Source organism: Deltaproteobacteria bacterium, from assembly GCA_023382265.1.
GTDB lineage: Bacteria > JAMCPX01 > JAMCPX01 > JAMCPX01 > JAMCPX01 > JAMCPX01.
In genome coordinates this window covers 1-25,982 of record JAMCPX010000053.1, presented here as the reverse complement: position 1 = coordinate 25,982, position 25,982 = coordinate 1, and the positions used below count along the sequence as shown (strand labels likewise).

The 25,982-nt window shown below is 40.4% G+C and carries 33 protein-coding genes; 15 read left to right on the top strand and 18 right to left on the bottom strand.

All coding sequences use genetic code 11. The features are described from left to right. Window positions 1–114: 114 nt before the first annotated feature. A complete protein-coding gene (locus M1381_09475) occupies window positions 115–816 on the top strand; it encodes a class I SAM-dependent methyltransferase (GenBank protein ID MCL4479309.1) in 702 nt (233 codons plus the stop codon). A gap of 31 nt (window positions 817–847) precedes the next feature. Here M1381_09475 and M1381_09470 read toward each other — a convergent pair whose 3' ends face one another. The 7 genes from M1381_09470 to M1381_09440 form a co-directional block, all read right to left on the bottom strand. Then, window positions 848–1,411 carry a class I SAM-dependent methyltransferase gene (locus tag M1381_09470; protein MCL4479308.1) on the bottom strand — a complete coding sequence of 188 codons (564 nt, stop codon included), beginning with the start codon at window positions 1,409–1,411 and terminating at the stop codon, window positions 848–850. A gap of 36 nt (window positions 1,412–1,447) precedes the next feature. Then, on the bottom strand, window positions 1,448–1,801 hold the full coding sequence (locus M1381_09465) for a DsrE family protein (GenBank protein MCL4479307.1): 354 nt from the start codon (window positions 1,799–1,801) through the stop codon (window positions 1,448–1,450). 64 nt (window positions 1,802–1,865) lie between these two features. Further along, complete coding sequence (locus M1381_09460; GenBank protein ID MCL4479306.1) at window positions 1,866–3,107, bottom strand: NAD(P)/FAD-dependent oxidoreductase; 1,242 nt, start codon at window positions 3,105–3,107, stop codon at window positions 1,866–1,868. After that, window positions 3,104–3,454 carry a metalloregulator ArsR/SmtB family transcription factor gene (locus M1381_09455; protein ID MCL4479305.1) on the bottom strand — a complete coding sequence of 117 codons (351 nt, stop codon included), beginning with the start codon at window positions 3,452–3,454 and terminating at the stop codon, window positions 3,104–3,106. Before M1381_09455 ends, M1381_09460 begins: the two co-directional genes overlap by 4 nt. Before the next feature lie 329 nt (window positions 3,455–3,783). After that, on the bottom strand, window positions 3,784–4,050 hold the full coding sequence (locus M1381_09450; GenBank protein ID MCL4479304.1) for a metalloregulator ArsR/SmtB family transcription factor: 267 nt from the start codon (window positions 4,048–4,050) through the stop codon (window positions 3,784–3,786). Window positions 4,051–4,358: 308 nt separating this feature from the next. Further along, on the bottom strand, window positions 4,359–4,610 hold the full coding sequence (locus M1381_09445) for an SHOCT domain-containing protein (GenBank protein ID MCL4479303.1): 252 nt from the start codon (window positions 4,608–4,610) through the stop codon (window positions 4,359–4,361). 57 nt (window positions 4,611–4,667) lie between these two features. Next, entirely contained in the window at window positions 4,668–4,979 is a 312-nt protein-coding gene (locus tag M1381_09440) for a hypothetical protein (GenBank protein ID MCL4479302.1), read from the bottom strand. Window positions 4,980–5,421: 442 nt separating this feature from the next. Between M1381_09440 and M1381_09435 the strand changes: the two genes are divergently transcribed. Further along, window positions 5,422–5,847 (top strand): nucleotidyltransferase family protein, encoded by a 426-nt coding sequence (locus tag M1381_09435; protein MCL4479301.1) that lies wholly within the window; start codon window positions 5,422–5,424, stop codon window positions 5,845–5,847. 117 nt (window positions 5,848–5,964) lie between these two features. Then, entirely contained in the window at window positions 5,965–6,189 is a 225-nt protein-coding gene (locus M1381_09430) for a hypothetical protein (GenBank protein MCL4479300.1), read from the top strand. A 314-nt stretch (window positions 6,190–6,503) separates the two neighbouring features. On the opposite strand, the gene M1381_09425 is transcribed toward M1381_09430, so the two are convergent. From M1381_09425 to M1381_09375, 11 genes are all read right to left on the bottom strand, one after another. Then, window positions 6,504–6,770 (bottom strand): hypothetical protein, encoded by a 267-nt coding sequence (locus M1381_09425; GenBank protein MCL4479299.1) that lies wholly within the window; start codon window positions 6,768–6,770, stop codon window positions 6,504–6,506. Between the two features lie 190 nt (window positions 6,771–6,960). After that, on the bottom strand, window positions 6,961–7,308 hold the full coding sequence (locus M1381_09420; protein ID MCL4479298.1) for a ferredoxin family protein: 348 nt from the start codon (window positions 7,306–7,308) through the stop codon (window positions 6,961–6,963). A 32-nt stretch (window positions 7,309–7,340) separates the two neighbouring features. After that, window positions 7,341–8,099 (bottom strand): DUF169 domain-containing protein, encoded by a 759-nt coding sequence (locus M1381_09415; protein ID MCL4479297.1) that lies wholly within the window; start codon window positions 8,097–8,099, stop codon window positions 7,341–7,343. Between the two features lie 186 nt (window positions 8,100–8,285). Next, window positions 8,286–9,113, bottom strand: a complete 828-nt coding sequence (locus M1381_09410; protein MCL4479296.1) for a hypothetical protein — start codon at window positions 9,111–9,113, stop codon at window positions 8,286–8,288. Window positions 9,114–9,272: 159 nt separating this feature from the next. Then, window positions 9,273–9,593 carry a hypothetical protein gene (locus M1381_09405; GenBank protein ID MCL4479295.1) on the bottom strand — a complete coding sequence of 107 codons (321 nt, stop codon included), beginning with the start codon at window positions 9,591–9,593 and terminating at the stop codon, window positions 9,273–9,275. Between the two features lies 1 nt (window position 9,594). Continuing rightward, a complete protein-coding gene (locus tag M1381_09400; protein ID MCL4479294.1) occupies window positions 9,595–10,653 on the bottom strand; it encodes an arsenic resistance protein in 1,059 nt (352 codons plus the stop codon). Further along, complete coding sequence (locus M1381_09395) at window positions 10,634–11,065, bottom strand: arsenate reductase ArsC (protein ID MCL4479293.1); 432 nt, start codon at window positions 11,063–11,065, stop codon at window positions 10,634–10,636. The genes M1381_09400 and M1381_09395 overlap by 20 nt, the downstream gene beginning before the upstream one ends. Before the next feature lie 14 nt (window positions 11,066–11,079). Beyond that, on the bottom strand, window positions 11,080–12,924 hold the full coding sequence (locus M1381_09390) for a TRC40/GET3/ArsA family transport-energizing ATPase (protein ID MCL4479292.1): 1,845 nt from the start codon (window positions 12,922–12,924) through the stop codon (window positions 11,080–11,082). 19 nt (window positions 12,925–12,943) lie between these two features. Continuing rightward, window positions 12,944–13,291, bottom strand: a complete 348-nt coding sequence (locus M1381_09385; protein ID MCL4479291.1) for an iron-sulfur cluster assembly accessory protein — start codon at window positions 13,289–13,291, stop codon at window positions 12,944–12,946. 124 nt (window positions 13,292–13,415) lie between these two features. Further along, window positions 13,416–13,772 (bottom strand): arsenite efflux transporter metallochaperone ArsD, encoded by a 357-nt coding sequence (arsD, locus tag M1381_09380; GenBank protein MCL4479290.1) that lies wholly within the window; start codon window positions 13,770–13,772, stop codon window positions 13,416–13,418. Then, a complete protein-coding gene (locus M1381_09375; protein MCL4479289.1) occupies window positions 13,762–14,160 on the bottom strand; it encodes a metalloregulator ArsR/SmtB family transcription factor in 399 nt (132 codons plus the stop codon). The genes arsD and M1381_09375 overlap by 11 nt, the downstream gene beginning before the upstream one ends. Before the next feature lie 183 nt (window positions 14,161–14,343). Between M1381_09375 and M1381_09370 the strand changes: the two genes are divergently transcribed. From M1381_09370 to M1381_09315, 12 genes are all read left to right on the top strand, one after another. Then, window positions 14,344–15,468, top strand: coding sequence for a hypothetical protein (locus M1381_09370; GenBank protein ID MCL4479288.1), 1,125 nt, complete (start codon window positions 14,344–14,346; stop codon window positions 15,466–15,468). A 4-nt stretch (window positions 15,469–15,472) separates the two neighbouring features. Continuing rightward, complete coding sequence (locus M1381_09365; GenBank protein MCL4479287.1) at window positions 15,473–16,012, top strand: CsgG/HfaB family protein; 540 nt, start codon at window positions 15,473–15,475, stop codon at window positions 16,010–16,012. Beyond that, on the top strand, window positions 16,012–17,004 hold the full coding sequence (locus tag M1381_09360; GenBank protein ID MCL4479286.1) for a DUF799 family lipoprotein: 993 nt from the start codon (window positions 16,012–16,014) through the stop codon (window positions 17,002–17,004). Before M1381_09365 ends, M1381_09360 begins: the two co-directional genes overlap by 1 nt. Window positions 17,005–17,064: 60 nt before the next feature. Beyond that, window positions 17,065–18,183 carry a hypothetical protein gene (locus tag M1381_09355; protein MCL4479285.1) on the top strand — a complete coding sequence of 373 codons (1,119 nt, stop codon included), beginning with the start codon at window positions 17,065–17,067 and terminating at the stop codon, window positions 18,181–18,183. Between the two features lie 28 nt (window positions 18,184–18,211). Further along, window positions 18,212–19,033 (top strand): SLBB domain-containing protein, encoded by an 822-nt coding sequence (locus M1381_09350; GenBank protein MCL4479284.1) that lies wholly within the window; start codon window positions 18,212–18,214, stop codon window positions 19,031–19,033. 17 nt (window positions 19,034–19,050) lie between these two features. Beyond that, a complete protein-coding gene (locus tag M1381_09345) occupies window positions 19,051–20,901 on the top strand; it encodes a polysaccharide biosynthesis tyrosine autokinase (protein MCL4479283.1) in 1,851 nt (616 codons plus the stop codon). Between the two features lie 461 nt (window positions 20,902–21,362). Further along, window positions 21,363–21,593: a hypothetical protein gene (locus M1381_09340; GenBank protein ID MCL4479282.1), complete on the top strand. Its 231-nt coding sequence runs from the start codon at window positions 21,363–21,365 to the stop codon at window positions 21,591–21,593. Window positions 21,594–21,764: 171 nt separating this feature from the next. Beyond that, complete coding sequence (locus M1381_09335) at window positions 21,765–21,965, top strand: hypothetical protein (protein ID MCL4479281.1); 201 nt, start codon at window positions 21,765–21,767, stop codon at window positions 21,963–21,965. 154 nt (window positions 21,966–22,119) lie between these two features. Beyond that, complete coding sequence (locus M1381_09330; GenBank protein ID MCL4479280.1) at window positions 22,120–23,055, top strand: hypothetical protein; 936 nt, start codon at window positions 22,120–22,122, stop codon at window positions 23,053–23,055. Between the two features lie 218 nt (window positions 23,056–23,273). After that, window positions 23,274–23,456, top strand: coding sequence for a hypothetical protein (locus M1381_09325; protein MCL4479279.1), 183 nt, complete (start codon window positions 23,274–23,276; stop codon window positions 23,454–23,456). A 12-nt stretch (window positions 23,457–23,468) separates the two neighbouring features. Beyond that, window positions 23,469–24,074, top strand: coding sequence for a dephospho-CoA kinase (gene coaE, locus M1381_09320; protein ID MCL4479278.1), 606 nt, complete (start codon window positions 23,469–23,471; stop codon window positions 24,072–24,074). Continuing rightward, window positions 24,071–25,840, top strand: a complete 1,770-nt coding sequence (locus M1381_09315) for a hypothetical protein (protein MCL4479277.1) — start codon at window positions 24,071–24,073, stop codon at window positions 25,838–25,840. Before coaE ends, M1381_09315 begins: the two co-directional genes overlap by 4 nt. The last annotated feature ends 142 nt before the right edge of the window (window positions 25,841–25,982 follow it).

Genomic DNA, 25,982 nt, shown 5'->3' with positions numbered 1-25,982 from the left:
ACCCCATAACCTGCCTCCTTTATCAAAGGCAGACTATAATATCCATCTCTGAAGCTGTATCTTTCGGTTAGATTTTTACATGACAAGATGATACCCTCCATGGTTAGATTTTACATGACTCGATTCGTTCGTTTGACACTTCCCGTTTCCGCATCATATACTCCGGTTATGGTGTGGGATGTTTTTGAAGAAAAAGCACATGAGTACGATAGCTGGTTTGACAGGCGCTTTGGTGCCGGTGCATTTGCCCTTGAGCTGAAATCCATAAAAAATCTTTTAAAAAAGATCCCTGCCGATTCTTTGGAAATTGGAGTCGGCACAGGCAGGTTTGCACGTTCGCTCGGCATACCATTGGGCATAGATCCTTCTTCACATGTACTAAGATATGCAAAGAAAAGAGGCATACAGGTCGCGCGGGCCGTTGCCGAGTCACTGCCATTTCGGGCATCCAGTTTTTCCTCCGTATTTATGATAGTAACCGTGTGTTTTCTCGATAACCCTCATCAGGCCTTTGCAGAAGTAAACAGGGTTCTCCAGCCAGGAGGTATGCTTGTTCTGGGCTTGATCCTGAGAAATTCAGGATGGGGCGATTTTTATGAACACAAAAAGGCTTCGGGGAATGTATTCTATAGGCATGCATACTTCTGGAAAAAGGAAGAACTATTTGAAATCCTCATCAAAACCGGTTTTTCGGTAACAGACTCTACGTCAACTCTGTTTGATCCTCCAGGATCGCTTATGATTATAAATAAAAAAATACAAAAAGGTGTTCATACTAACGCTGGATTTCATTCTATCGTCGCAAAAAAAGTTTAGATGGTGCAAACGAAAGTCATAACCTCTGTTTCTACTTCACGAAAGTGATACCGTAATGATACGGTTTTAAGTCATACCGGATCGGGTTATGAAATCCGGCACTCTGTGCCCATTGCATACAATCTTCCGGTTTCGGGCGAATGGCTAAGGAAGGGCCTCTGGGTGTAAAAGGATCATGATTCCAATGGATAATCCCTGCTATGCCTCCCTGCTTCAAAATCCTCCATGCTTCGGCTAACAGTACTGCTGGATTATCAAGGTGAAGGATATTGAAAAGCATGACATAATCCACGCTTTCATCCGGCAACCCCGAGCCGTCAGTCATAAAATCCTGCAGAACGGGATTGATATTATTCAGATGTTGCTTCCTCGCCTTGTCTCCAACCACACTGATTAAATCAGGCTCGATGTCTATCGCGAAGATTGTTCCTTTGATTATTTGGGCTGCGGGCAAAGTAAATGTCCCATAACCGCATCCAAATTCCGCGACATCACCTGTTTGGGAAGTCATACCAAGAGTCAAAAGAATACTGCGGGGATCAAAGAACCTTTCCCACATTTCCTGTTCCGGCATCCCGCTTTCGCGTATCTTCATTTTATGTAATACCGCCAGGTCCCGGATGCCCTTTCGTCAAAACGTGAACACCTTATCGGCTTCGACAGTCCATTGGGAGAGTTCCGCCATAGTGCTGATCTCTGACCCTTCGACAAGCTGAAGATTTGAGACACCCCGGGCATTTGCGCACGTTCCGCATGCTTTAACCTTTCCACCTGTACTTATGACAGATTTTACCATGCGCTCTATGTTGTAATAGCCCTGTGGAGTTGTCTGATCTGCCAGTGCACAATAAACAGCATCTGCCATTAAAAATACATTTACCTGTATATTAAAAGGCTCCTTCTGAAGAGCCATCGCAAGCCGCAGAGCATTGTAGGATTTCTCGTTCCCGTACGGGGCATCATTCAGAACAATTAAAACTTTCATTCTTCCTCCTTCTCATTTTCTTTAAAATACATTATTTTGTTCACCTTCATTTTATGAATCGTCTCTATACCTTAACAGGCACCTTAAGTATCTTTGCCCCCGTATTGAGTATATAGCGGAAGATACGGCGTTTCATTTTGAAGGAAGACAGCCACCACTTCTCAAAGAGGACTCTGCCGATATGCCATTCCCTGCCGGTTTTACGGAGCAAAACCTGCGGATGCGGCTCTGCCATAAAATCTCCGTATGCAAATCCGGCAAGACCTTTGCCAGCTTCAATGATACAATAACCGATACCAGAAAAATATTCTGTCTTTTTTATTTTATTTATTCCGGAAACAATCTGCTCGGCAACAATTTCAGCCTCTCTATGGGCAAATATACCTGCTTTTGGCAGTGTCATGGGCACTTCGGGTTTCCATCGGCCAGGGATACTGAGAGCTGTCACATCACCTATGGCAAAAACATTCTCATGTTTTGTCTTGAGAGTATCCCTATCAACCGGTATCCAGCCCGCCTCGTTTGTAATCCCTGCATTCAGTACCACTACCGGTGCACGATGTGGAGGGATCGCAACAAGCATATCATAATGGACCGGGGTTTTGCCTTCGAACATAAGTTCGTTGTGCGAATAATCAACCGATGTAAGCTTATGTAAGGGGTAAAATTTTATGCCCCTTGATTCAAGCATCTGTTTAAGAGCTTTACCTAATTGAATGCCCGCAACTGGCATCGGCTGCGGTTCAGGCGTAAAGAGGTGGATGTTTACTTTTTGTTTTTGTGAGCTCTGCTGGAAAAAAGCAGAAATCAGCATAGCAGCTTCGTGAGGCGCACCTGGACATTTATATGGCATAGAGCTTACAACGAGTGCTATATCTCCACCTTTAAAGTTTTTGAGCGCCTCATGCAGCTTGCGGGCTCCATCCAAGGTGTAGAACGTATGTGCGTTGTCCGTTAAGCCGGGAATAAGCTCGGATCTCAGATCCGCACCAAGTGCTATGATAAGATAATCATAATCAAATGATCTTTGTTTTGTCGTAACTATTTTTTTTATACAATCAATAGCGGTTACTTCTTCAATAACCATATCAATGCCATGGCGTACAAGAGAGTGAATGTTCTTTGTGATCTGCCATGATGTTCTGTAACCGGTCATCACCCACGGGAACGATGGTGCAAAAGCATGTTCCTGATTCTTCTCTATAAGAACAATCCTATGTTCCTGTCCAAGTTGAAATCTCAATGTATTGGCGGCGATTAACCCGCCAACCCCTGCTCCAAGGATTACTATGGTTTGTCCACTCATAATCTCTCCTTTTGCACCTGATTCATCAGCAAATTCCCTCTTTTTATATGATGTTTCAACAAGACCTCCCTCATAAGATTACATGCCCTTGCAATTTTCGGGCTTGAAATACGATAATAGGCATTCAATCCTTCTCGTCTGGTATTTAAAATTCCCGCCTTGCGCATGATTGCAAGATGCTGCGAGACATTGGCCTTTGATATCCCCATCTGCATTACTATATCGCGTACAGACACTTCTTTACCTTTCAGTATATGCAATATCTCCAGCCGCTGTGTATGGAAAGATTTAAAGGATACATCCGCATGAAGCTGAAATATTCGTTTATCCTTCTCACTAAGTTTCATAGTTTAGAAATATTGCAACTAATATAAAGCATAAAAAATAAAATTGTCAAATCGTCCGGTAAAATGTCCAATCTTCATCCACTTAATTTCAGGAGAGTTACTCCCCGGTTGAACAATTGCAGTTTTTGTCTGAGCTACAGACAGCCTTACTGCTCCTGTTTATCCAGATGTATCCTTTAAATCTTTCCATACACAATAACGCTGCTTTTCTGTTCCGGCATTGACCCTTTATACATAACAGGTATGATCTCATCCGCACTTCCTGCACTTGTGAAGTCTCATGCCCTGTTCTATCTCATTATGAATCTTATTGAAAATCTCCCTGTCTATCATGCTTGTATTCCGTGCTTTATTGTTTTTTTGATATCCGGCATAAGGGATCTAACATGTTTGAATGTATCTATTAACAGCTCTTCTATATGCTTATCCTCGAGTGTATAATAAACCATATTTCCATCATTTCTGTATTTTACCACTTCTCTGTCACGCAGCTTCCTCAACTGGTGTGATGTAGCTGAAATAGTCAGTCCAAGTGTATTTGCAATATCACATACGCAGAGTTCTTTCTCTCCGGAGAGAATAAAAAGGATCTTCAACCGCGTTTTATCTCCCGCTATGGAAAATATGTCAGCCACCTTTTATATATAAGCTGGCTGTCGCATCCCGGCTGATAGACTTTTTAACAATTTCTTATTAAAGCAGACGACTCTACAAACATCTATATTCTTTTGTTTAAGCATAACTCTTTCTATCCCTTGTCAGGATACAGCTATCTATTTGTATTTTTGCTCAAATACTCAATTACTTTATAAAGTAAAACACAGCTTGTGTGCTGCCAACTATAATTTCTCCTTTAAAGAATGCTTGTTTCTGAATGAATCGTAGGCAACTTACCTTTGCACCTTCAGGTTAAAATATCCTTCTTCATTTGCTCAAATTCCTCTTTTGTGATTTCGCCCTTTGCATATCTTTTCTTTAATATCTCAAGGGCAGTCTCCGATCCTCCCTGATCGTCGAAGAACCTATTGTAACCATACCAGGGCGGTCTAAAATTCCTATGACCGAAAATCAGAAAAACCACTACCACTATTACTATCAACATAATTATTGGGAAGATCCACATGCCTCCCCACCAAAAATATCCAGGTCCCCACATTGGATTTACCTCCTTTTTTATAATAGCAGATTTTTATCGATTTAAATATTATTTTCATCATCTTTCATCATCCTTGTTCGACTTATCATTAAATTCGGCTTTGATCTTCCCAGAAGCCGCAAGATGATTTAAGAAAAATTTAGCTGCGCTTTTAGATATTTTGAAACGGCTGGTTATTTTATCAAGATTTATTTCCGTTTCAGTATGAACGAATTCGAATATCTCTTCCTCCACGCTTGCCAACCATTCTTCGAATATATTTCTAATTTCCTGAGAAGCATAGAATGACGTTTCCGATATTTCGGCAACTGTTTTTAAAACATTTTGACACATCTCTCTCGGGTCAAAATCATCCGTGTTCCCCATCATTTTCCTGATCCCCCCATCATTGGTATTCCGGGCATTCCGCCTTTATTTTCTATTATTTTTTATTCCTCCTTAGATTGATTCATTAATTCAAACATTTTTTTCATCATTACCGGAAAGGTCAAATAAAATTTGGTCTCCGTATTTACTTTCAAACTGCTCTTTTCATTTAATTCCAATAAAAGCTGATTCGTAAGCCTGATTAAATTAATAAGAGCGGGTTCATTCAATTCATAATAAACAAAGGAACCCTTTCTCTCTGTTTTAACAACGAGCTAAAAGTATCTTGTCAAGTTATTTTCAACCGATATCTTAAGCAGACCAATTGTGGTACTCATTTACCATAAAATATTTATTTTAAAAAATAGGAAAGGATTATTGATAATATAGTAGATATTTGATACTGTATACATTATTTAAATGTTATGGTTAAGGATATACTTAAATGGACTTTAAACTTGTTCTGGAAAAACTATTAACTGCCTTTGACGAACATAATATCCGCTATGCTTTGACCGGTGGTTTTGCTATGGGCTTATGGGGTGGTTCAAGATCAACCGTGGATCTGGATTTTCTTGTAAACAAGGATGATATGAAGGCAGTCCATAATATTATGATTGATATGAGCTATGAACGGTATAATCACACTGAGAATGTTTCACAATATATTTCGTCCATGAAAATATTTGGTGGTATAAATATTATCCATGCTTTTAGAAAAGTAAGCCTTGAAATGTTACAGAGGGCAGGGACGAAAGATATTTTTGGAGGTAAATTAAAAATAAAGACTTTGTTACCCGAGGACATTATTGGACTGAAACTCCAGTCTCTTTTTAATAATCCTTCAAGAGAAAAAAATAGATATTGCTGATATAGAAGTTCTCGTATCACTATACAGGGATCTGCTCAATATGGAATTAGTGAGAGAATACTTCAAGATTTTTGAGATGGAAGATTTATACAAAAAAATATTTGAAAGTGGGGAGCAATGAGACTTTCTGAACAGGCAAAAAAAGAACTTCTAGAGTTTGCAAAATCTGGAAGCTTTAAAAAGGATATTGAAATTCTTCGCTCACGATGGGAAAACCCGTTTCTTAAAAACGGCAAAGTAGATGTGGATGCTTATATTGAATTTGTTACTCAATTTAATGAATTTATCAGTCATATGCCAAAGGTTTTAAAGCCTATGCTTGATGTAAAAATGAAATTATAGAATTCTATGATACATCTTTATAAAATTGGAACTGCCCTATTTTCCACTCCAGCTAAAATCACCCCCCAATACCCACTCACTCCCTATATTAACTCAAAACAAGAATATTGAAATAACTGCCCCTATCAAGACTATATTAAGAATATTTACCCGTTTGATCAGTACAGCCGAAAGAATGATAGGAACAGACTCCAAAGAGAAGGAGTCTTGTGGTAAGATTTTGTTCATATTTGTATAATATTTTATTTTACTTCAAAAAGTAGTAGGAAGGTTTGTTTATTTACCCACTCCCCTTCCTATTCACAACAGCATGTTTAACTCTGACTGCCCTTGAGCAAGGCATCTAAATCGGTTATGCGTTTTTCTAAATCCGATTTCTCTTGCTTCAGCCATTCGAGTGTTTTCTGCAAACGCTCCCGCGACGGGAACAGTTCGTCTCTGAACCTGCGGCTGAACCCATATCCATGCTCATGCCCATGCCTTTCTTCTCCACAGCAGCCTGCTCCTCTGTGATGCTGATGCCCGCTTTCCCATATGCCCCTGCCATAGCCTTCATGACGGCAACCTTCATGTCCATACATATAATTCACCTCCTTAATTAGGGCTTTTTTTAAGTCTTTATAATTAATTATAAGCATATGCTCACTATTCGTCAAGCTGAATATCAAACCCTACGTATCAAGCATATTTAATATAAAGGATAAGTACCGTGTGCTGGAAGAAGGCATGGGTGTAGCTTCGCTACGCCCATGTTTCCTTAACCAGAAAAACTTAAGTTTGAGAGGGTACAGCCGCCTGTTCATGGTTTACAATTTTCAGCTTTCCATCTTTTTCAAGCTGCTCATGTACCTTATCCCATATCTTCTCTTTCGCATAGAGCAGTCTTAATTCCTTTTTATCAGGAAAGCTGATAGCTGTTCCGCGGCACAGATTGCCGCATGTCGTACATCCCACGACACAACTGTTCGGGTTCACTACTTTGGGACCGTCTTTGGTCCACTCAAACACCTTCTGCCCGCAATTCATGCAGATGGCACATTTGTCTTTTAAGCATTTTTGCGGGTCAATTATTGGATACCAACTAACCTTATCCCTCGGATAACCTACGATCCACGGCATGTTCATTTCTCCTTTTTTTATGGTTATTAATTTCAACGTGCTATAAATTCTGCTTCCTTTTTCATAAGCTGCGCGTATGCACCTTTATTCCTTGAATTACCAACAGCTTTTATTGAAAGATACTCAATATATTCACTCACCTTTTCAAAGTCTTCGAAGGGAAATCCAACGGCTGTCTCCCCTGTCTTGATATCATTAGCATCCCGGCAGCCATAGCAGCCGTAGCTTAAATTCATCCTTTTTTCTTTATATGGAATGAGCGTCGCATCAACACAGATAGCCTGTAATATTGCGGTTGAGCTTTCAACACGCTTACCGCCTTTTACGTTCAGATAAGCAAGAGAAACCCACATTAATATTTCGACATCATCCTCTATCACAACGATGTCAGGCTCGATAACGGCTGTTTCCAGAGGGAAAAGATATAGTTTCTTCAGCTCGCCGGGTTTTAACGTAGTCATGCCTCTGAACATCTCAACACCTGTACTTTCTTCTTTTGTTATTCCAAAACCAACAAGCCCTTTGCCATATTTTAAGGCCTGGGGAAGAGGTTTGAATCCAAAAGCCGCTGTTCCTGCAGCACAGGTAATGCCTTCTTTATCGAGTGTAACGTGTTCCCCGTGCCTGGCTTTCATAATCGCCTGGCAGTATCTATACCCGAGTAATCTTGTGGCAGAATCTAAAACATCATCTGTCTTATCAAAGATAAATTTTACTCCAACAGGATAACTGTCTAATCCAAGTTCCTGTTTAATACCTTTTGCTTTTTCTCTTAGTTGCGCTACATCCATTTTATTCTCCTTTTTTTCTCCGTATAACGTTTATATTCCTATATCACGATATAGTGATATATTAACCATAATCCAAGACATGTCAAGTACAGTATGTTAGAATGTACTAAGAAATAAAAATATCTTTCAAAAGAGGATATAGCCATCGTTTCCTTAAAACTGTTTTTTTATAAGTAACGGTATCATTTAATTTGTTACCCAGAGTTTTTCCTTAAGACTTAAAAGAAGTCTACTAATTACAAGAAGCATGGGAAGCTCTACGATCGGTCCAAGGATAATGGCAAGATAAACAAGTGGATGACCAGGAAAAGCGGCTACAGCAACTCCTATAATTGCTTCTGAATTGCGTGCAGTCGTGGTAAAGGACATCGTGACCGTGTCAGCATAACCGAGGCTAAATAGCTTTCCATTTAAAAGTGCAAGCATAAACAGCGCGAGGAAAAAAAAGATCAAGAAGAGTATCAGAAGTCCCACCCGTCCCGCGTCAGAAAGAGTTATTGAAGGCTGTGATACAAACATGCTGAGTATAACAAGTACCAGTGCCCACAATTTGAATTCACTGTTTACCTTCTTGAATGTTCCAATAAAATATTCTTTTCCTTTCATTTTTACGACCGTCTTCTGAATTATGTAGCCAACAATAAAAGGTGCAATCAGAAAAAATCCAATACTCCTCGCAATGACCGGAAAATCGATTGGTATGACTCTGCCAACCAGAATGTACATGTACAGAGGCATGAGGACAATTTGAAGCGTGATGTTCCATGGCAGAAGTGCTATTCCCCATGCAACGTCACCTTCTGCAAGATCAGTGAAAATAAGATACCATCCTATACAGGGTGTTAATGTATAAAGAATTGCGCCGACCCAGAAGTCAGGATAGTTCTTGAGAAACAACCAGCCCATGATCCATGAAAAAGCAGGAATAAAAATGAAATTGATAAGGATAACGATAATAGTCGGCTTGAACCTCTTGAATGCCTTACTGATGTCTTTTATTTCAACAGGTAGCATCACTGAGAGAATAACGAAGAAAACTCCAATCTCGGTAAGTGCAATGAGAGCCGGAATCGCCTTGCCGATAAACTTCTGAATGATGATTCCAACTATTACAGCACCTATCAGGATGAATGGCTTCTCTTTATCTTTCGTTGATAATCTTACAATAAATTTTCACTCCTTTACTTTATGCCTTGGAATATCTTTTATAGAGCCATAAAGAAGCCCTTCGAATATTTTTTTGGCTGAGGCAGGATCCTTCACCTTGCATCGTGCGATAAGATCGTATGGGTTTATTGTTTTCTTGCCTATGATAATGCCGGGCGACGAGAGGATACTGTACTTCCGGGCAAGTTCATCCGCAATCCTGTCCTCGCCAAGATAGAATGCCTTGAATGGTATTTTCTCTTTCTCGAGGAAGCGGACAACAATATCGCTCTTCCTGCACTTTCTGTTTCTTATGATGGTAACTGTTCGAGCCGGTATCTTTCGCATGTTAAACAACCTTTTTCTGTCCAAAGAGCTTCAATTCCATTCTCTTTGCGAACCAGACAAGCACAAGCATAACCGGCACTTCGATAAGCGGTCCTATGACGGTTGCAAGTGCAACGGTCGGGTTGAATGCGGTTATGGCTATTGCAATGGCTATCTCAAAATCCCTGCCTGTGGAGTTGAATGCAACCGCAACAGAATCTTCGTAATTCAACTTTAGCCTCCAGCTCACGAGATAAACCACGACAAACATCACCCAGAAAAACAGGACCATGGGAACTGCCATCTGCACTATGAAAAACGGTTTCTTCAGGATCAGATCTCCTTTCAGGGCAAACATGACGATGAGGGTAAAAAGAAGCCCGACGATGGACAAGGTATCCAGATAAAATTTCAGTTTATTGAACCACACTTCTCCAAACCTCTTTACACCCAACATTCTCGTCAGCATGCCTGCGACAAGCGGGACACCGAGATACAGCAGCACACTCTCCCCAACAACCCAGACATCAAAATTGACATTGCCGAGCAGAAGTTTTGCGTAGACCGGGATCAGCAGCATTTGAATGATGGAATTCACGGCTACGAGTATTATTGCAAGCGGAGCATTGCCCTGTGCAAGGTAGGTAAACACAATCACCATTGCAATGCACGGCGCAAGACCATACAAAACAAGACCTGTGTAAAGGTCAGGCTCACTGCCCAAAAAAATCCTTGCAAGCAAAAGTATAAAGAATGGGGCTATCGCATAGTTGAAGAACATTACGATGAGAAGCTGTTTCGGCGATCGGGCAGCCTTGCCGAGATCTTCAAACTTAATGTTTGCCATCGCTGGATATATCATCATGAAAAGACCGATAACGATCCCGAGTGCAAGGGTGTTGGGAAGGTTAAACGCGTATGTTCCATGTACTATGGCTTTGATGGCGTCAATCGGCGGCGTCAGCGCAAAATTGGAAATCCCGTATAACCTGCCGATACCGATGCCGATTGCCATACTTACGATCACAAAGACCGGCAGCAGCCTGAAGTTGTGCAATTTCTCAAGAAATCTTCTGAACACGCTTTAACTCATCAATAAGCATTTCAAGTTTTTTCTTTATCTCATCCCTCGCACTACGAAAGGCATTGAGGACATCTTCTTCACTCCCGGTGGCTGTTTTTGGATCATCGATTGACCAGTGGATGCGCTTTATCCGCGGCGGTGTCATAGGACACATTGCCTCTGCACTACTGCAAAGTGTGATTATCATATCCATCGCATTCAAAAGGTTTTCGTCTATGCCTTTTGATGTTTGGTTGGAGATATCAATTCCTATTTCTTTCATAACCTGAATCGTCTTCGGATGTATCTCCGAAGGCATAACACCTGCACTGCATGGCTCTATCAATCCTTTACCCAATGCCCTTGCAATGCCTTCTGCCATCTGACTCCTGCACGAATTACCCGTGCACAGGAACATTATCTTCAGCATGGTTTGCCTCTCCCTTAAAGTATCGCGACAGCTTTTTTCAGAAGATCGAACCCTTTGATCTCATCCTGCATCAGAGGGAACTGAAGCACCGGCAAATCGAACTTTTGTTTTATCTCAGCAAGGTACTTCATCTGCATCTGCTGCCGGTTCTTGAAAAAGTCGTTGATGCATACCCTGTCCGTCAATATCAGATTTGCAACGATAAGTTGAGTATTTATGCCTGCATTCCTGAGGTCAACCATTGCCCTGTATGACTCCAGAATAGGCGTTGATTCCGGATAAAGAACAAACGCAAAGACAGTACGGTCTTGGTCCCTGAGAGTCTGTATAATTTTTTTAAACCTGTTCTGGGCAACGTCTTTAACTACAAGATTATCCCCGGTACCTGCCATCATCTCAACCTGTTTTGCATAATCAAACGGCAGTTCAAGAAGCCGGAGCGTATGACCTGTCGGAGCAGTATCGAATACGACCGTTTGGTAGTCATTGCTCTCTATGAACTGTATGAATTTATCAAATGCAGCCATCTCCTCGGTACACGGTGAATTCAACTCTTCATCCATTGCTGCAAGCATATCATCCGAATACTTTCCTTTTGCCTCTCCCAGCACTTTTTCTTTGTATTCTTTAAATGCTGCCTTCTGATCAACCATGACAGCATATAAGTTATCGGTAACCTTTGCCGGCTCAGCGCCAACCTTTACATTTAAAACCTCGCCGATATGTGCTGCAGGATCAGTGGTAACAAGAAGTGTTTTATAGCCCTTTTGTGCATTGAAGAGCGCAGCTATGCAAGAAATGGTCGTCTTCCCGACGCCGCCCTTACCCGTAAAAAACAGGGACTTCGTCATCCCCTCCGTAAAGAGGGGGGCTCCACTTTTTGCTGTGCGGGGTGTGTTCCCCGGCAGCCATAGGCTTTCGATGTCCGGCTTCTCCAATAAGACATCGGCTGATTCACCATGTTCTATGCCGAAGTGGAATGAGGGCTTCCTGTTATTAAACAGCTCGTCGGCTACCGATTGAAGGGCTTTTAATCCTTTTACCTCATTGTCCCGTAAGAGCATGTATTGTTTTGGCTTATTGATGATGCTTTCAGCCTTACGGACTATGTTCTGCTGGGCATCATATTTCTTTCTAAAAAATCCGATACCGCACACCTCTTCCGGCAATATGCCGTTTATGATAAGCTCGCCGGAATTGATCCCGATCGTTTCGAGTTCTCTGGATGCACGCTGCGTTTCATAAAGGGAAAGCTCTTCAGGCCGCATGACGAATATAAATGTCGTCTTAACGGTATCTTTCAATAGTGCGGTTGCCCTGTCATACTTATCCTTTGAGTCCTGAATGGTCTGCACAGGACCAAGGCACGTCTGGCCGCTGCCGCTTGCAGCCTCTTGTATGTGTTTGGACCAGTCAACCGGAAGCTGAAGCAGCCGTATGGTATGTCCAGTCGGTGCGGTATCGAATACGATAATATCGTACTCATCCCCTTCCATAAAATCTATAAACCGGTCGAATGCAGCCATCTCGGTCGTACAGGGACCGCTGAGGTTTTCTTCGAGGGACGCTATGACATCCTCCGGCATAATCTCACGATACGGACCAATGATCTTTTCCTTATATTCTTTGGCTGCTTTATCAGGCTCTATCTCCATTGCCCATAGATTTTGTATGCCCTTGATCGGGGTTATCTTATGTCCTATCTCCTGTTCAAAAACATCCGCAAGGTTAGAAGCCGGGTCTGTTGTCACTATCAATGTTTTGTTGCCGTTCATGGCATAATGAATGGCGCTTGCCGATGCCATGGTGGTTTTACCCACACCGCCCTTACCTGAAAAAAACAAATATCTTGTCATCATATTCATCCATCTTCACATTTTATTCATCACATTCATCGCAGGATCCTTCATCACAGGAACCTTCATCGCAGCCACCTTCTCCGCACGAATGTTCCTCCACGCCTGTTAATACGAAGCCTCGTTGTTCGGAGAAATCCATTGAGGCCGCTGCAAGCGTCGCATCCGCTGCTTTTTCGATAAAAATCTTCAAGCCGTCTTTCTCGATGGTTATATCCCCATCCTCGGCCTGTTCCACCATGTCCAGAGCGAGAGACGGGCCGCAGCATCCTGCGCCTGCGGTGAATATCCTGATCCCGTAACTTTCATTTCCCTGATCCTTGAGAATCTTTTTGAATCTCTCCAATGCCTTGTCCGTTAACGTAAACATTCATCCTCCTCGTTTTAATATTTATCCTTAAATTCCCTGCGGTCTTGCCGCAGGTTTCATCTTATTCCTCCCCTTTGACGGGGCCAAGCAGGGCTTGGGTCGTCGGGGTGATTGGCTGAAAGCTTCACCCTCCCCCTTGTAGTGATAGCGTCATTGGTTTATGTTGCAACGGCTCAATATCCAGAACCTTGCACAGCTCCTCGTATGATGGATATGCCCCGGTTTTAATAACAGAGCCGTCCACTATAATTACCGGTAACACCTTTTTGCCGTTTTTATGCAGCAGATCGGCCACGGTTTTGTTCGTCATGAATTCTTTTGCCTGCTGGGAAAGGTTGAACCTTTCCACCTCCACACCCTGTTTTTTCAATGCGAGGACGGCATCGTTTACCTTTACCAGCACCGGATCTACCACCGGGCCGCACAGTCCGGTGGAACAACACATTGCCGGATCGTAGATCGCTATTTTTTTACTCTGCATGGTTACTCCTCTCCCTGATCCTCCTGCCCAATTCTATCGTATTACAAAACGTCAGACCTTTTTTGTTTACCTTTTTCAATTTCTTTTCATCATTTTGTATAAAAGGATCGTCTGTCGGCAAAGACGAAAGAATGCGGATGAAGTCGAGATTATGCCTGTTTGCCTTGTCCCGGCAAAGCCCGTAGAACGACCATGTACCTCTTTTCTCCACCTCGATAAGCCCCGCATTTCTGAGAATACCAAGGTGCTTTGATACCGTTGATTGTCCCATGCCCAGTATCTCCATAAGCTGACACACACACAGTTCATTGCGCATGAGAAGGCTCACTATCCTCACCCTTGTTTCATCCGATAATGCTTTTGATGTTTTGATAAAATCTTTCAGCATATTTGTATTCCTTTATCACGATATAGTAATATATTAACCACGTCTCCGGCGCGTGTCAAGTGAAATATGCAGGAATTATGCGAGTTCGTCCTTTCACCGGATTCTGTTAGCCGGGTTTCAGGATCACTCCGCAAAAACAGAGTATCTCTTGACAAATCAACAGACAAATTCTATTTTTAGTTCATGAAACGTATTTTGACATATGTTACACTGTTATCCATAATGTTTTTTGCTTATACATCTTCTTTGTATGGTCAGCAATATGTAAGCCAATCTGCATGGGCGGTAGGGCTTGTGCGTGGACTTGGATGGGAACAGAATGGTATACCATTACAGCCATCTATAATGGATTATTTTGATCTGCTTTCCGGAAGATACTTTGTAAATGTGGAACTTAATCATTATGCAACAAGGCTTGGCAGAATACCGGATACGTTAACTTATAACGTAAATATCCAGCACTCAGGCAGGTATCATCTTGTTGTTTATGTTTATGGAAATCCATTAATGATAACAATTGATAATGATACTGTAAGTTCTCAGGTATCTGCAGGATGGAATTATCAGGACCTGGGTATGTACATCCTGAAAAGAGGCATGCACAGAATTAGTATTACAATACCGCAGGGCTCTTCTATATCTGCATTTTATTTAAGCTCTTTTGCATCTCCGGCAATACAGCCTAAAGGCGGATGGGTGGCAAATGAGACACTTGACTATGGGGCAGAAGCACAAACCCTTATTATGTCTATGGATGTTTATAATCAGCTTCCTATTGTTTCACAGATCCCGTTTAATGTTAGCGGCAATGGGAATATCCGGGAGCTCGCATTTCAGTTGCCATCGGATCCCGATGTTACTCTTGGTTTAACCTTCGGAGGCAGTTCAAAGGGATATGTGGTAGTAGATAATTCAGTCGTGATTAATTATGGGGCAATAGGTCCAAAAACTGTGCCGTTGAAACTGAAAACATTAAATCTGTCTCAAGGACAGCATATAGCCGTTTTAAAGGTTGTATCCGGCCAGATGCCTACAGGATTTATAATCTATAGGCATAACAGCACAGAAGAAAGTTGTGTGGCACTTATGAGAGCACTTGGATTTAATATGGGGCTTGCTTATGAAGCTGTTCCGTTTGACATTGCGCTGAATTCTCTTAATATGCTGATTGCAATGGAAAAGAAAAAACCTGTGAGCAACAATGTATTTTTATCAGGTATGCCCGTAAAGGAGGCTGAATTACCTTCACAGAAGGTGCTTAGAACATATCATGAATCGATAAGTCCTATGAAACCGTTTGAATTCTAATCTTATGAAAAAAATTGTTATTACAAGTATTATAGTACTATCTTTTTATGGTTTTGCAAGAGCCGGTGAGCTTGTTTACAGGCAGAATCATTTTAGATTACACCGTGGTACAAGTATTGCAGTTGCCCCATTCCAGAATTTAACACAAACAGAAAATGTAGGGAACAGCGTTGCTGATACGGTAAGTAATGTGATGGGTTCAACAGGGACTTTCAGGATTATCGGAAGGAACGCATTTACACAATCAATGTTATCGGCGGGTGTTAGAGCAGGTTCAACAGTAGATAGATCGATTGCACAAAAGGTTGGACAATTGCTGGGAGTTAATTTTGTTATAATCGGTGCTGTTACAGAGTATGGCTACGAACTCGCACCGGATGGAACAAAAACTGTACCGGTAGCAGGAGTGGATATTAAAATTGTTGATATCGGAACCGGGAATATCGTGTTTGCTGGATCATTTGCAGAAGAAGATTCTTCAGGTACAGCAATAGAAAAAACAGTCACAGAAGCGGTGAACGATTTTTATAGCAGGGTAAGATAATGAGGTATAAAGCTCTTTTTATTGCTTTTTTAATGTTTATTACGGGATGTGCAGAGGCAACAACATCTAATTTTTTATTACCTTCTTACACCGTAAACAATATAAACTGTATAGCGGTTTTACCTCCTGAAAATACCTCTCAAAACCCTGATGCAGGTAACATTATTGCGGATATATTATCAATCGGGGTGATGCACAAGGGCGGATTTGATGTGATGGATAGAATGGAGGTAGAAAGGGTATTAAAAGAAAGAGGCATCTACATGCCCAATGGCATAGCACCGGATAATGCAGCTAACATAGGCAGGATACTCGGGGTTCAGGCTGTTTTTGCAGGAACCGTAAGTGAGTATAGGTACAAGCCTTCGAGCATAGCAACAGAGGGTGCAGACCCTGTAGCGAGTTTTAGCCTTTCACTCATCGATACAGCAACAGGTCAGACGATATGGTCGGGTAAGGGTAATTTTAGTGCATCGGGTATGCTTGCTTCCGGTACAGAACCATTAACAAATGTGGCACAGGACGGCGTAGAATCACTTTTGGATGACTTATATGATGGCATTGGTGCAAGGGCTCATGTCCCTCAAAGGGTATGCTGGTATGATCCGAATGTGATATTTGCCAGGGTAATGATGACACCTCAACCGCCTCCTCAGCAGCAGGTAGCTGTTGCTGCTCCAGCTCCTCAAGTACAGCAGACGCCTGTTCAGCAAAGGATTCAAGTACCTCCTGCAAAGGTTTCAATACTCAACGCAAGCGGTAATAAGAATGCATCAACTATGGTTGGTTTTACTCTGATAAAAAATAAGATCAACGTAGTGAATGTGAGTGTACAAAGGGGCATAAAACCAAGATCAATCATATATTATAAACCATATTATTATGAGCAGGCTTTGCACATAGGAGGGTTATTAAAAATAATGCCAGAGCTTGTTCAATCAGGTGCATATAGCTGGGATATTACTTTGATCATAGGCAGGGATCTCAGGTAGATTGTGTTAATTGTGCTGCCAAAGGTATAGGGTATGGACCATATAGTTCTCAGAGGGATTTTGTTATTATTTTTAATAATAACGATACCGGTGAAAGTAGAGGCTCAGGAGCAAGGAAACTCTAACAGATTATACAGTGCGTATCTTTCCTTGAGCGAGGCTTATGACTCTAATGTGCTTGAATCAGGAGGACAATCTGCACACAAAGGTGATAGTATCACTTATGTCCAGCCGGGACTTTCCTTACTTTTGCCTTTTAGGTTTGGCGGTGATCTAAACATAAATTACGTTTTTACCTATGTCAGGTATGCCAAGTTTTCTATGTACAACACATATTACAATAATCTTAATGCTTCATTGAATTTCTATCCTGTAAAAAATCTAAAATTTGGTATCCTTGATACATACACGATTGTTCCTATATCTCCACGGCTGCCTACATTTGCAGCTACTAACATAACACAGGCAAATTATCTTAACCCTTATGTATATTACAAACTAATGTTCTCACAGAGGATCGGGATTGACGGCAGATATGATTTTATAATGGTTGATTTTCCCGGCTCTCTTGGTATCAATTATACGGTAAATGAGCCGGAGATAAGTGCATTCGCGATAGTAAACCGTTATACGAAATTTAAAGCCGGTTATAAGTATATATCACAGGTATTTACACCCTCATCTATAGGGACCATAGATCAGGAAATCGCTTATGGAGAAATGGAGCTATCGGATGGGTCAAAGCTCTCTTTTGATGCAACTTATGGATACGAGTCAATAGGATTTACAAATTATACAGATTCAGGCAATGTGTACGATGTAAAATTGGCATATAAGCCTGATAAAAGGCTTGAAACAGATGTGTATATAAACGGATCAAAAACCTTTGATATATTTGGAAGGTATTATTCCCAGATTGAAGCGGGTGTTTTATTTGCATATAACCTTACAGAACGTATAAAATTGAATGGTGATGCTAACTATTTAAAGCTTAAATATGCCGGTTATAATTACTATACAAACGGAATCAGTGGTGATATTGGTTTAAGTTATAAATTCTTGAGATGGTCGGAGATCTTTGCTACATATTATTATTATGGAGAAACAACTGAATCATCTACAGGCAATAAATATAATGACTCAAGGATATTACTTGGTATCAAAGCGGGTATTTTTTAGATCGGTTATAGTTTTTTTTATGATTTTCATGTTATTTGTTCCGGGACTCCTGGCACAAGGTGAATATACCGTAGGTCCCGGCGATGTGTTACACATAGAAGTCTTTGGGGAAAAAGATCTTTCTGGCAATACAACAGTATCAGAGGATGGCACAATAAAAGATATCTTACTTGGAGATATTTATGTTAATGGGCTTACAACTGTTCAAATAGAGAAATTACTCACTGATGAACTTGGTAAAAATTATCTTGTAAACCCACGCGTGTCCGTTTATGTTGAAACTTACAACAGCCATAAGGTTTATGTGCTTGGTGAAGTTGAGAAGCCAGGCACTTATGCACTTACCACAAAGAGCAGACTGCTTGATATTTTGCTTAAAGCAGGCGGCCCCACATCTAATGCAGGGGATAATGTATCAATACTGCGGCGTGAATCTGACACATTAAAACATATAAAGGTTGATATAACAAAGTTATTTGTTGATGGAGATCTTACCCAAAATATAATTATAAAATCAGGAGATATAATTTACGTTTCAAGGGAAGAGAAGGGTAATATTACCAGCCGATTTTATGAGAAAAAACTCAATCTGTTTTATGTTGTTGGAGAAGTCAAATCTCCTGGCGCTTATGAACTGCACGAAGGGTATACCGTTTTAAATGCCATTCTGCAGTCAGGGGGTTTTACTGATTACGCAAAAAAGAACGGGGTAATGCTGGTAAGATATGTTAATGGTAAAAGAAAGGTCTATCACCTAAAAATGGGTGATATCATGGATAAAGGAGATCTAAACAAAGATATGCATATTAAAGCATCCGATTTGATCATTGTTCCCGAGAGTTTATTTTAAATACGGCTAAGGGAAAAATGTCAACCGCACCAGCAGATACAAGAGAGGAATTAAAATATTATATAGAGATTCTGTATAATAAACGATTGCTTATCGGATTGACATTCGTTGTTACTTTTTTAATGATAATGCTTGCATACGTCCTTACTCCCCCTGTTTACGTAGCAGGTGCAAAGGTACTTATAGAACCGGAACAACAGACGGAGTTCAATAGTGTTAATAGGACCGAAGCTCCACAGCCTTTTTACTTTCAGACCGAGATTGAACTTATCAGAAGTGATGTGGTACTATCTCTTGCTGTTAGAAAGATGGGTATAGCCTCAAATGCTGGTGATTCCCAGGCAGCAATTGCAAGGCTTAAAATGGATACAACAATTGAGAGACTTGCTGATTCAAGAATATTTACAATTTCGGTAAAATCTAAAGATGCAGGGTATGCTGTAAAAGCGGCTAATGCTGTAGCTGATGGCTATATTGAATATATTAATGAAGAGAAGAGGAAAAATATAAGTAACATAACCTTATGGCTGCAGGGTGAGCTATCTTCACTTAAGAATAAAGTAGAAAAAGCCCAGTTGCAGCTTATCAAGTATGTGGAAGAGCAGGAGTCCAACAGTAGTAGTGATGAGGTAATGTTTCTTGGATCACCAACGGAGAATGTAGGAACAAAAGCTCTTTCAGAACTTGAGACAAAATATGTATCATTGCAAATAGAACTTACAAACCTACTGCAAAAATATAAAGATAAATATCCGCTTGTTGTACAGACGCGAAATGATCTCAAGGCTCTAAAAATAAGGATTGATTTGATGAAACAGGCAATGCTGGAGGCAAACAGAAAACAAATAAAGTATCTCATTCTGCAGAGGGATCTGGAGCTTAGCAAAGATCTCTACAACCTGTTAACGAAGGAGCTAAAAGAGGTAAATATCTTTGGAGAGATAAGCCTTCCAACGGCATCAATCATTGAGTATGCACAGGGACCATTATCACGGGCAGGGGCAGGCTTTTTATTCTGGTTTTTGTTTGGTTTAATAGTATCCTCGATTGTTGGAATTGCGTCTGCACTTATTGCGGATCAGATAGATAACAGCATCAAAAACGAGACAGACATAGAAAAATTCATAAAATATCCGATAATAGGAGCTGTGCCTTATATTGATGCCCTTAAAGAGAACGGTATTGAAAAATTGATAGGGGTTTTAAACAGTGCCTCATCACAACCTTTTTCTGAAGCTCTCAGGCTGATAAGGACAAATCTAAAGTATTCTTTTGTAACCAAAACTGGCAAGACAATACTGATTACATCAACAGGTGAAGGCGAGGGCAAAACAACAATAGCAACAAGTCTTAGTTATATCTTATCAATAGTCGGGGCAAAGGTATTGTTACTTGACGCTGATGTTAAGAGGCCGACTATTCATAAAGTTTTTAAAGGAGAACAAACGCCGGGGTATACTGAGCTGTTGGTGGATGACAATTTATACATCGGAGATATTATCAGAGAAACGGGTTATAACTCATTTCACTATCTTCCAACAGGGACACAGCCTCCGAATTTTGCAGAGCTGATTGATTCATCCCGTTCAAGGAATTTTATAGAACTTCTAAAAGATAAATTTGATTATATAATAATTGATTCTCCGCCGATTGGCAGTGTATCAGATGCTGTTATACTCTCTTCGCAGGTAGACGGCGTGCTATTTGTTGTTAAATCGAATGGATACCCAAGAGAGCATATATTGAGGAATATAAATAGTCTTACCGCGATTAATGCAAAGATTATAGGTATGGTATTAACGCACATTGAAAACCGCGGGAGCTATTATTATAGGAATTACTATACGAAAGGCTATTACGGTAAATAAAAAACTGCCTACCATGAAAATGCGTTTCAGCGAGAGGCTGAAGTCATATGGCTTATGGGTTATAAAACTATTTTACTAATAGTAATATTTGATTTTATATCCATAAGCTGTGCACCCACGACGGCACTGCGAAGAACAGCTACAATAAACTGTTACCCTTCTTTGTTGCAGTACTTGAAGATAGTGTTACCAATAATGGCTTTATAATAAACTATTTCTTATATTTCAAGACTTGCTTGTCTCTGACCCTGCTTGCTGATAGGGTTGAACGAACAAATTTTATTATTGCATTTTTTGAGTTAATTGACAAAAAATTCCAATTGATAATTCCAGTTTCTTATGTTTTATAAATAACCAATATTGAATGTGACCTTAACCACCTCTGAAAGTAAATTGATTTTAATTATTAAAGCCCAATAAGGGGCTTTGAAGTGTAAACAATTAACTAGGAAGGATGGTATATGAAGCATTTTAACAGTGTGTTTCACACACAGATAATCGAGTGCGCGGCCTTGGGGTTGGTTGTGGAGCTATTGTTATTTTCCGGTAAAGCATTGGCAAACGATCCGACATCTTCCCAGGTTTCTTACTTTAATGCATATAAATACGTTTATGGCAATTCATGGAACATGGTATGGAACAAAGATAATTCTATCCCGCTTGCTGTTTATGGAGGTCATTTCAAACCGTAGACAGTAAATAGCTCTTTATCTACTGGCAGCTTAAAAACATCACAGAACAATGACCATAACAAAGGAATATACAACAATTTACACAGAACCATTTCAATACGGCTTGGAGATATGAGCGGAATTGCTGCGTCATCAAACCCATTATCATTTGGCAAACTTTACTAAAGACTGATGACACAGGATACCAGTGGGAATTGGATTTCATCGGCAACCATCGGGGAGCAATGGATGTTGATATGGTCGCCAAACCCGACCAATGGTGGATGTACGATAGCATATGATAAGGGCAATAGCTGGTTAATAGAGGTCATATTCTTATTGCTGGCAGTTACTATCTTATTGGAGGTAGCGAAATATGCGAAGTGGCACTAAACACAATTTATTGTTAAGTATATTTGTATGCCTTTCTGCTGTGTTGTTGATCAGTGGTTGTAATTTGTCTTCAAGAACCAATGGCCAAGGTTGTAGTCCATGTGGGCCACATTCAATCATTTTTTCCGTTGATGGTACTGCATATTTACTCGGCATGGCTCAACTCTTAGCGATTAATCCACAGGGGAATATAATAGCTAATAAAATGATACCAAATATGTTAGGCTGGTATTCTGATATGATAGATATCTCTAATGATGGTAATATATGGGAAGTCACTAACAGTTCCGGAAACAGCTCCACTATGTTAACAATATACAATTCACAAGATAATCTTGTAACACAAATAACCACAGATATTCCTATGCTAACATCTGTAAAAGTTTCGGCATCCACGGATATAGGTTGGGTAGGTGGTCAGAATTATACCAGTACCGGGATTATAACTCCGGAGTTGGAAGCTTTAAATATAAGCGGTCAAACCTTAACATCATATACGTTGCCCCCACCTTCCATATCGTCTTTTAACGTGCTTGTCTATGTGAAACTTGCTATCTCGACCATCAACGGTACTATATGGGCATGGTCACCCGGTTATTTGTCCGGATATTCATTTACCGGACTTGTATACGGGCCCTATCCTATTAATATTGTAGAGTCCTTTGAGCCATATCAGATAGATTGTGGCGGTATAAATGAAAAATGGATAATCGTGAATCCAGTCACAAATGATATATGGATGGGGAACCCTGCTACAACAACCGTACTTGCGTTGTTACCAGATGGCACCGTCCAATTTCAGAAGGATCTTGATATCTATGCATCAACAATGGCTGTATCTCCCAAAACAGGGAATGTATGGATCGGGAGCAATAACAAAATAGATGTGCTCGATCCCTATGGTAAAGTAATTAAACAATTAACTATCAAAAATTTGAATTGCATCACTTATATTGCGATATCACCATTAGATGATACTGTTTGGGTGGGAAGTGTACCAAATAGTAATAAAAACATTTTTATCCTCGATGAAAATGGAGACATCATTAACAGTATTTATGTACCGGTGAAATGTGAACTCTGCTCGTGATGTAAAGCAATACTGCAAGTGTAGGCAGCGGCCATTTGGTATAGCTATAGACAGTTCCGGCAAGAGGAGCTATGTGGGATTTAAGGAAAAGGTTAATGAATACTTATGGATTTTCATCAGACTTAGCAGGCTGTCCGACAATTGTCATTCTGAGGCGTAGCCGAAGAATCTCGTTTTTGTATCTTGCTAAAAAGATTAGGTTCTTCACTTCGTTCAGAATGATAAACTTGATACTTTTTGAATTGTCGGACAGCCTGATCACAGACTCTGTTGAGTATGCACAGGTGATGACAGGTGATGACAGATGGGACACTTGGCAATTGGCAGTACACAAGCTCAATGAACCTGCCAAGAGCAGGGTTTGCGATTGTTTTCTTGACTTTCCAATCAATACAAAATAATTAGTTTCTATTATGAAGGTTGTTGGACTTACAGGTGGGATTGGAACCGGAAAGTCAACCGTTGCAAAGATATTTGAATCACTTGGCGCATTGGTTATTGATTCAGATAAGATCGCCAAGGAGTATCTGTCCATTGGCCGGAATGGATACACCGAGGTTATAAAGAGATACGGGCAAGGTATACTCGATAGACATAATGAAATTGACAGATACGGACTTGCAAGGACTATTTTAAAGAACGATGAAGAAAAAAAATGGCTTGAGCAATTAATCCATCCTTATGTATTCAAAGAGATCAGGTCAGTAATAGAAAGATATAAAGACAGGGAAGGTGTTATTATAATTGATGTACCGCTGTTATATGAAACGGGAGCAGAAAACTGGTTAAAACCTGTTATTGTTGTTGCGTGTAATCAGGATATTCAAATAAAACGTATTCATCATAGGAATGAAGAACTTACATACAAGGATATCGCCGATCGTATACACGCACAGATGCCTATTGAAGATAAGTTAAAACGGGCTGACTTTGTTATAGACAATTCAGGTGATTTTGCTGAAACAGCACTTACGGTCAACAAGATATGGAAGGTTATTAATCAAAGAGAAGCTTTATGAGTAAGGACATAAGAAGTGTAATCGATTCATTATATGAAATACCTTCACTTGACGGTGAAAATAAGATTATGACACCTCAAGATGCTATAAACCGTTTTATAAAGCCTGGCATGTCAATACATCTCGGCATAACACATGCCATACCTTATGGACTATCTTATGAACTTATAAGACAGTTCCATAAGTCAAAACCTAATTTTGATATTATAACACTTGGGGCAATAAATCACGTTATAGCAATGATGCATCTTGGCATGGTCAAAAAGGTTATAACAACCTACGCCGGTGATCCTTATCCGTCTCCATCACCCAACATCGTTGTTCAGAACATGTACTTAAATAAGCAAGTTGAGATAGAGAACTGGACTATTTTAACATTTACATTAAGACTCATGGCAGGCGCACTTGGTATAGGTTTTATGCCTTCTAATTCAATACTTAATAGTACGATGGAGAAAGAGAATACCGATGACTTTAAACGTATAGATTCCCCATTCGACAGAACAAAACAGATTGGTTTACTTAAAGCCCTTAATCCCGATATTTCAATATATCATGCATTTGCCGCTGATAGGGCAGGGCATGCCATTTTTACGCCGCCCTATGCCGAGGATCTCTATGGTGCTTATGCGAGCAAGAACGGCGTGATTTTATCTGCAGAACACATAGTGGATGATAATACAATAAGGCAGTATTCACACCTATCAAGACTGCCATCCTATCTTGTTAAAGCTGTTATTCCTATGGAGTTTGGTGCGCATCCAAGCGGTATGGCTGAAAGCGGTTTTCACGGTTTTGACAGCTACTCGGAAGATTATGATTTTATACTCGATTTCAGAGAGGCAGCAAAATCGGTAGATACTTTAAATTCATGGATCAGGGAATGGATAACTGATTTAAAAGACCACGATGATTACCTTCTGAAGCTTGGCAGTAAAAGGCTCCTTTATTTAAAGGGTAAATCAAAGCCATTATCATGGGCAGATGAAATCAAGGATACGATAAATGATATCTCAGCATCCGATCAACCTTCAAAATATGAGCTTATGACAGCCGTTGCAGCTGATATTCTTGATGAGAAGATAAAGACTAACGGATATAAGGCTATACTTGCAGGTATTGGCAACTCAAACCTTGCGGCATGGTTATCTGCATTAAGACTCAAAAAAGCAGGTATTGATATAGAGCTTATCGCGGAGGTAGGATTTTACGGATATTATCCGAGACCCGGCAATCCATTTATATTCAATTTCGCCAATATCCCGGCATGCAAAAATCTTACTGGTGCATTTGAAGCACTTGGGTTGATGGTTGGGGGGTATGCTAACAGGACCATAGGTATAGTAGGTGCTGGACAGGTTGATAGAACCGGTAATATCAATTCGACAAGGGTAGGCGACGGTATATTTCTTGTCGGCTCGGGTGGAGGAAATGATGTTACAGTCGGGGCGCAAGAAAGCATTGTTGTATGTCCTTTAAATCAGATGAGATTTGTAGAAAACGTTTCTTATATAACCGGACCCGGTAAACGGGTTAAAGCAGTTGTATCCGATATGGGGGTTTTTGAAAAGGATGAGCATGATGAACTGATCTTTACAAGATATCCATATAAAGAAAGTATGGATATTGATGCACATATTAAGGTAGTAAAGGAAAAAACAGGCTGGGTTCTTAAGATAGCACGCGAGCTTAAGAAAATGTCATATCCTTCTGCAAAAACACTGATCGCTATGAGGCTGTTTGATCCAAAACGTGCTTTTTTGTGATAATCACCCAGAACTGTCCAGCTTTTGCAGCTGGCTCAGAATTCAAAAATACCTTATTTAGATGTATAATCCTTTTAAAACAGGAAATTTTCCATTACACTACACAAACCTTCTTATTCTCAAATATATTATTTTGATAAAA

Bases quoted from the DNA above. Each gene is read 5' to 3' on its own strand.
- M1381_09475 (MCL4479309.1), top strand. From the start codon at position 115: ATGACTCGATTCGTTCGTTTGACACTTCCCGTTTCCGCATCATATACT.
- M1381_09470 (MCL4479308.1), bottom strand. From the start codon at position 1,411: ATGAAGATACGCGAAAGCGGGATGCCGGAACAGGAAATGTGGGAAAGG.
- M1381_09465 (MCL4479307.1), bottom strand. From the start codon at position 1,801: ATGAAAGTTTTAATTGTTCTGAATGATGCCCCGTACGGGAACGAGAAA.
- M1381_09460 (MCL4479306.1), bottom strand. From the start codon at position 3,107: ATGAGTGGACAAACCATAGTAATCCTTGGAGCAGGGGTTGGCGGGTTA.
- M1381_09455 (MCL4479305.1), bottom strand. From the start codon at position 3,454: ATGAAACTTAGTGAGAAGGATAAACGAATATTTCAGCTTCATGCGGAT.
- M1381_09445 (MCL4479303.1), bottom strand. From the start codon at position 4,610: ATGTGGGGACCTGGATATTTTTGGTGGGGAGGCATGTGGATCTTCCCA.
- M1381_09440 (MCL4479302.1), bottom strand. From the start codon at position 4,979: ATGATGGGGAACACGGATGATTTTGACCCGAGAGAGATGTGTCAAAAT.
- M1381_09435 (MCL4479301.1), top strand. From the start codon at position 5,422: ATGGACTTTAAACTTGTTCTGGAAAAACTATTAACTGCCTTTGACGAA.
- M1381_09430 (MCL4479300.1), top strand. From the start codon at position 5,965: ATGAGACTTTCTGAACAGGCAAAAAAAGAACTTCTAGAGTTTGCAAAA.
- M1381_09425 (MCL4479299.1), bottom strand. From the start codon at position 6,770: ATGTATGGACATGAAGGTTGCCGTCATGAAGGCTATGGCAGGGGCATA.
- M1381_09420 (MCL4479298.1), bottom strand. From the start codon at position 7,308: ATGCCGTGGATCGTAGGTTATCCGAGGGATAAGGTTAGTTGGTATCCA.
- M1381_09415 (MCL4479297.1), bottom strand. From the start codon at position 8,099: ATGGATGTAGCGCAACTAAGAGAAAAAGCAAAAGGTATTAAACAGGAA.
- M1381_09410 (MCL4479296.1), bottom strand. From the start codon at position 9,113: ATGCTACCTGTTGAAATAAAAGACATCAGTAAGGCATTCAAGAGGTTC.
- M1381_09405 (MCL4479295.1), bottom strand. From the start codon at position 9,593: ATGCGAAAGATACCGGCTCGAACAGTTACCATCATAAGAAACAGAAAG.
- M1381_09395 (MCL4479293.1), bottom strand. From the start codon at position 11,065: ATGCTGAAGATAATGTTCCTGTGCACGGGTAATTCGTGCAGGAGTCAG.
- M1381_09390 (MCL4479292.1), bottom strand. From the start codon at position 12,924: ATGATGACAAGATATTTGTTTTTTTCAGGTAAGGGCGGTGTGGGTAAA.
- M1381_09385 (MCL4479291.1), bottom strand. From the start codon at position 13,291: ATGTTTACGTTAACGGACAAGGCATTGGAGAGATTCAAAAAGATTCTC.
- arsD (MCL4479290.1), bottom strand. From the start codon at position 13,772: ATGCAGAGTAAAAAAATAGCGATCTACGATCCGGCAATGTGTTGTTCC.
- M1381_09375 (MCL4479289.1), bottom strand. From the start codon at position 14,160: ATGCTGAAAGATTTTATCAAAACATCAAAAGCATTATCGGATGAAACA.
- M1381_09370 (MCL4479288.1), top strand. From the start codon at position 14,344: ATGAAACGTATTTTGACATATGTTACACTGTTATCCATAATGTTTTTT.
- M1381_09365 (MCL4479287.1), top strand. From the start codon at position 15,473: ATGAAAAAAATTGTTATTACAAGTATTATAGTACTATCTTTTTATGGT.
- M1381_09360 (MCL4479286.1), top strand. From the start codon at position 16,012: ATGAGGTATAAAGCTCTTTTTATTGCTTTTTTAATGTTTATTACGGGA.
- M1381_09350 (MCL4479284.1), top strand. From the start codon at position 18,212: ATGTTATTTGTTCCGGGACTCCTGGCACAAGGTGAATATACCGTAGGT.
- M1381_09345 (MCL4479283.1), top strand. From the start codon at position 19,051: ATGTCAACCGCACCAGCAGATACAAGAGAGGAATTAAAATATTATATA.
- M1381_09340 (MCL4479282.1), top strand. From the start codon at position 21,363: ATGAAGCATTTTAACAGTGTGTTTCACACACAGATAATCGAGTGCGCG.
- M1381_09335 (MCL4479281.1), top strand. From the start codon at position 21,765: ATGACACAGGATACCAGTGGGAATTGGATTTCATCGGCAACCATCGGG.
- M1381_09330 (MCL4479280.1), top strand. From the start codon at position 22,120: ATGGCTCAACTCTTAGCGATTAATCCACAGGGGAATATAATAGCTAAT.
- M1381_09325 (MCL4479279.1), top strand. From the start codon at position 23,274: ATGATAAACTTGATACTTTTTGAATTGTCGGACAGCCTGATCACAGAC.
- coaE (MCL4479278.1), top strand. From the start codon at position 23,469: ATGAAGGTTGTTGGACTTACAGGTGGGATTGGAACCGGAAAGTCAACC.
- M1381_09315 (MCL4479277.1), top strand. From the start codon at position 24,071: ATGAGTAAGGACATAAGAAGTGTAATCGATTCATTATATGAAATACCT.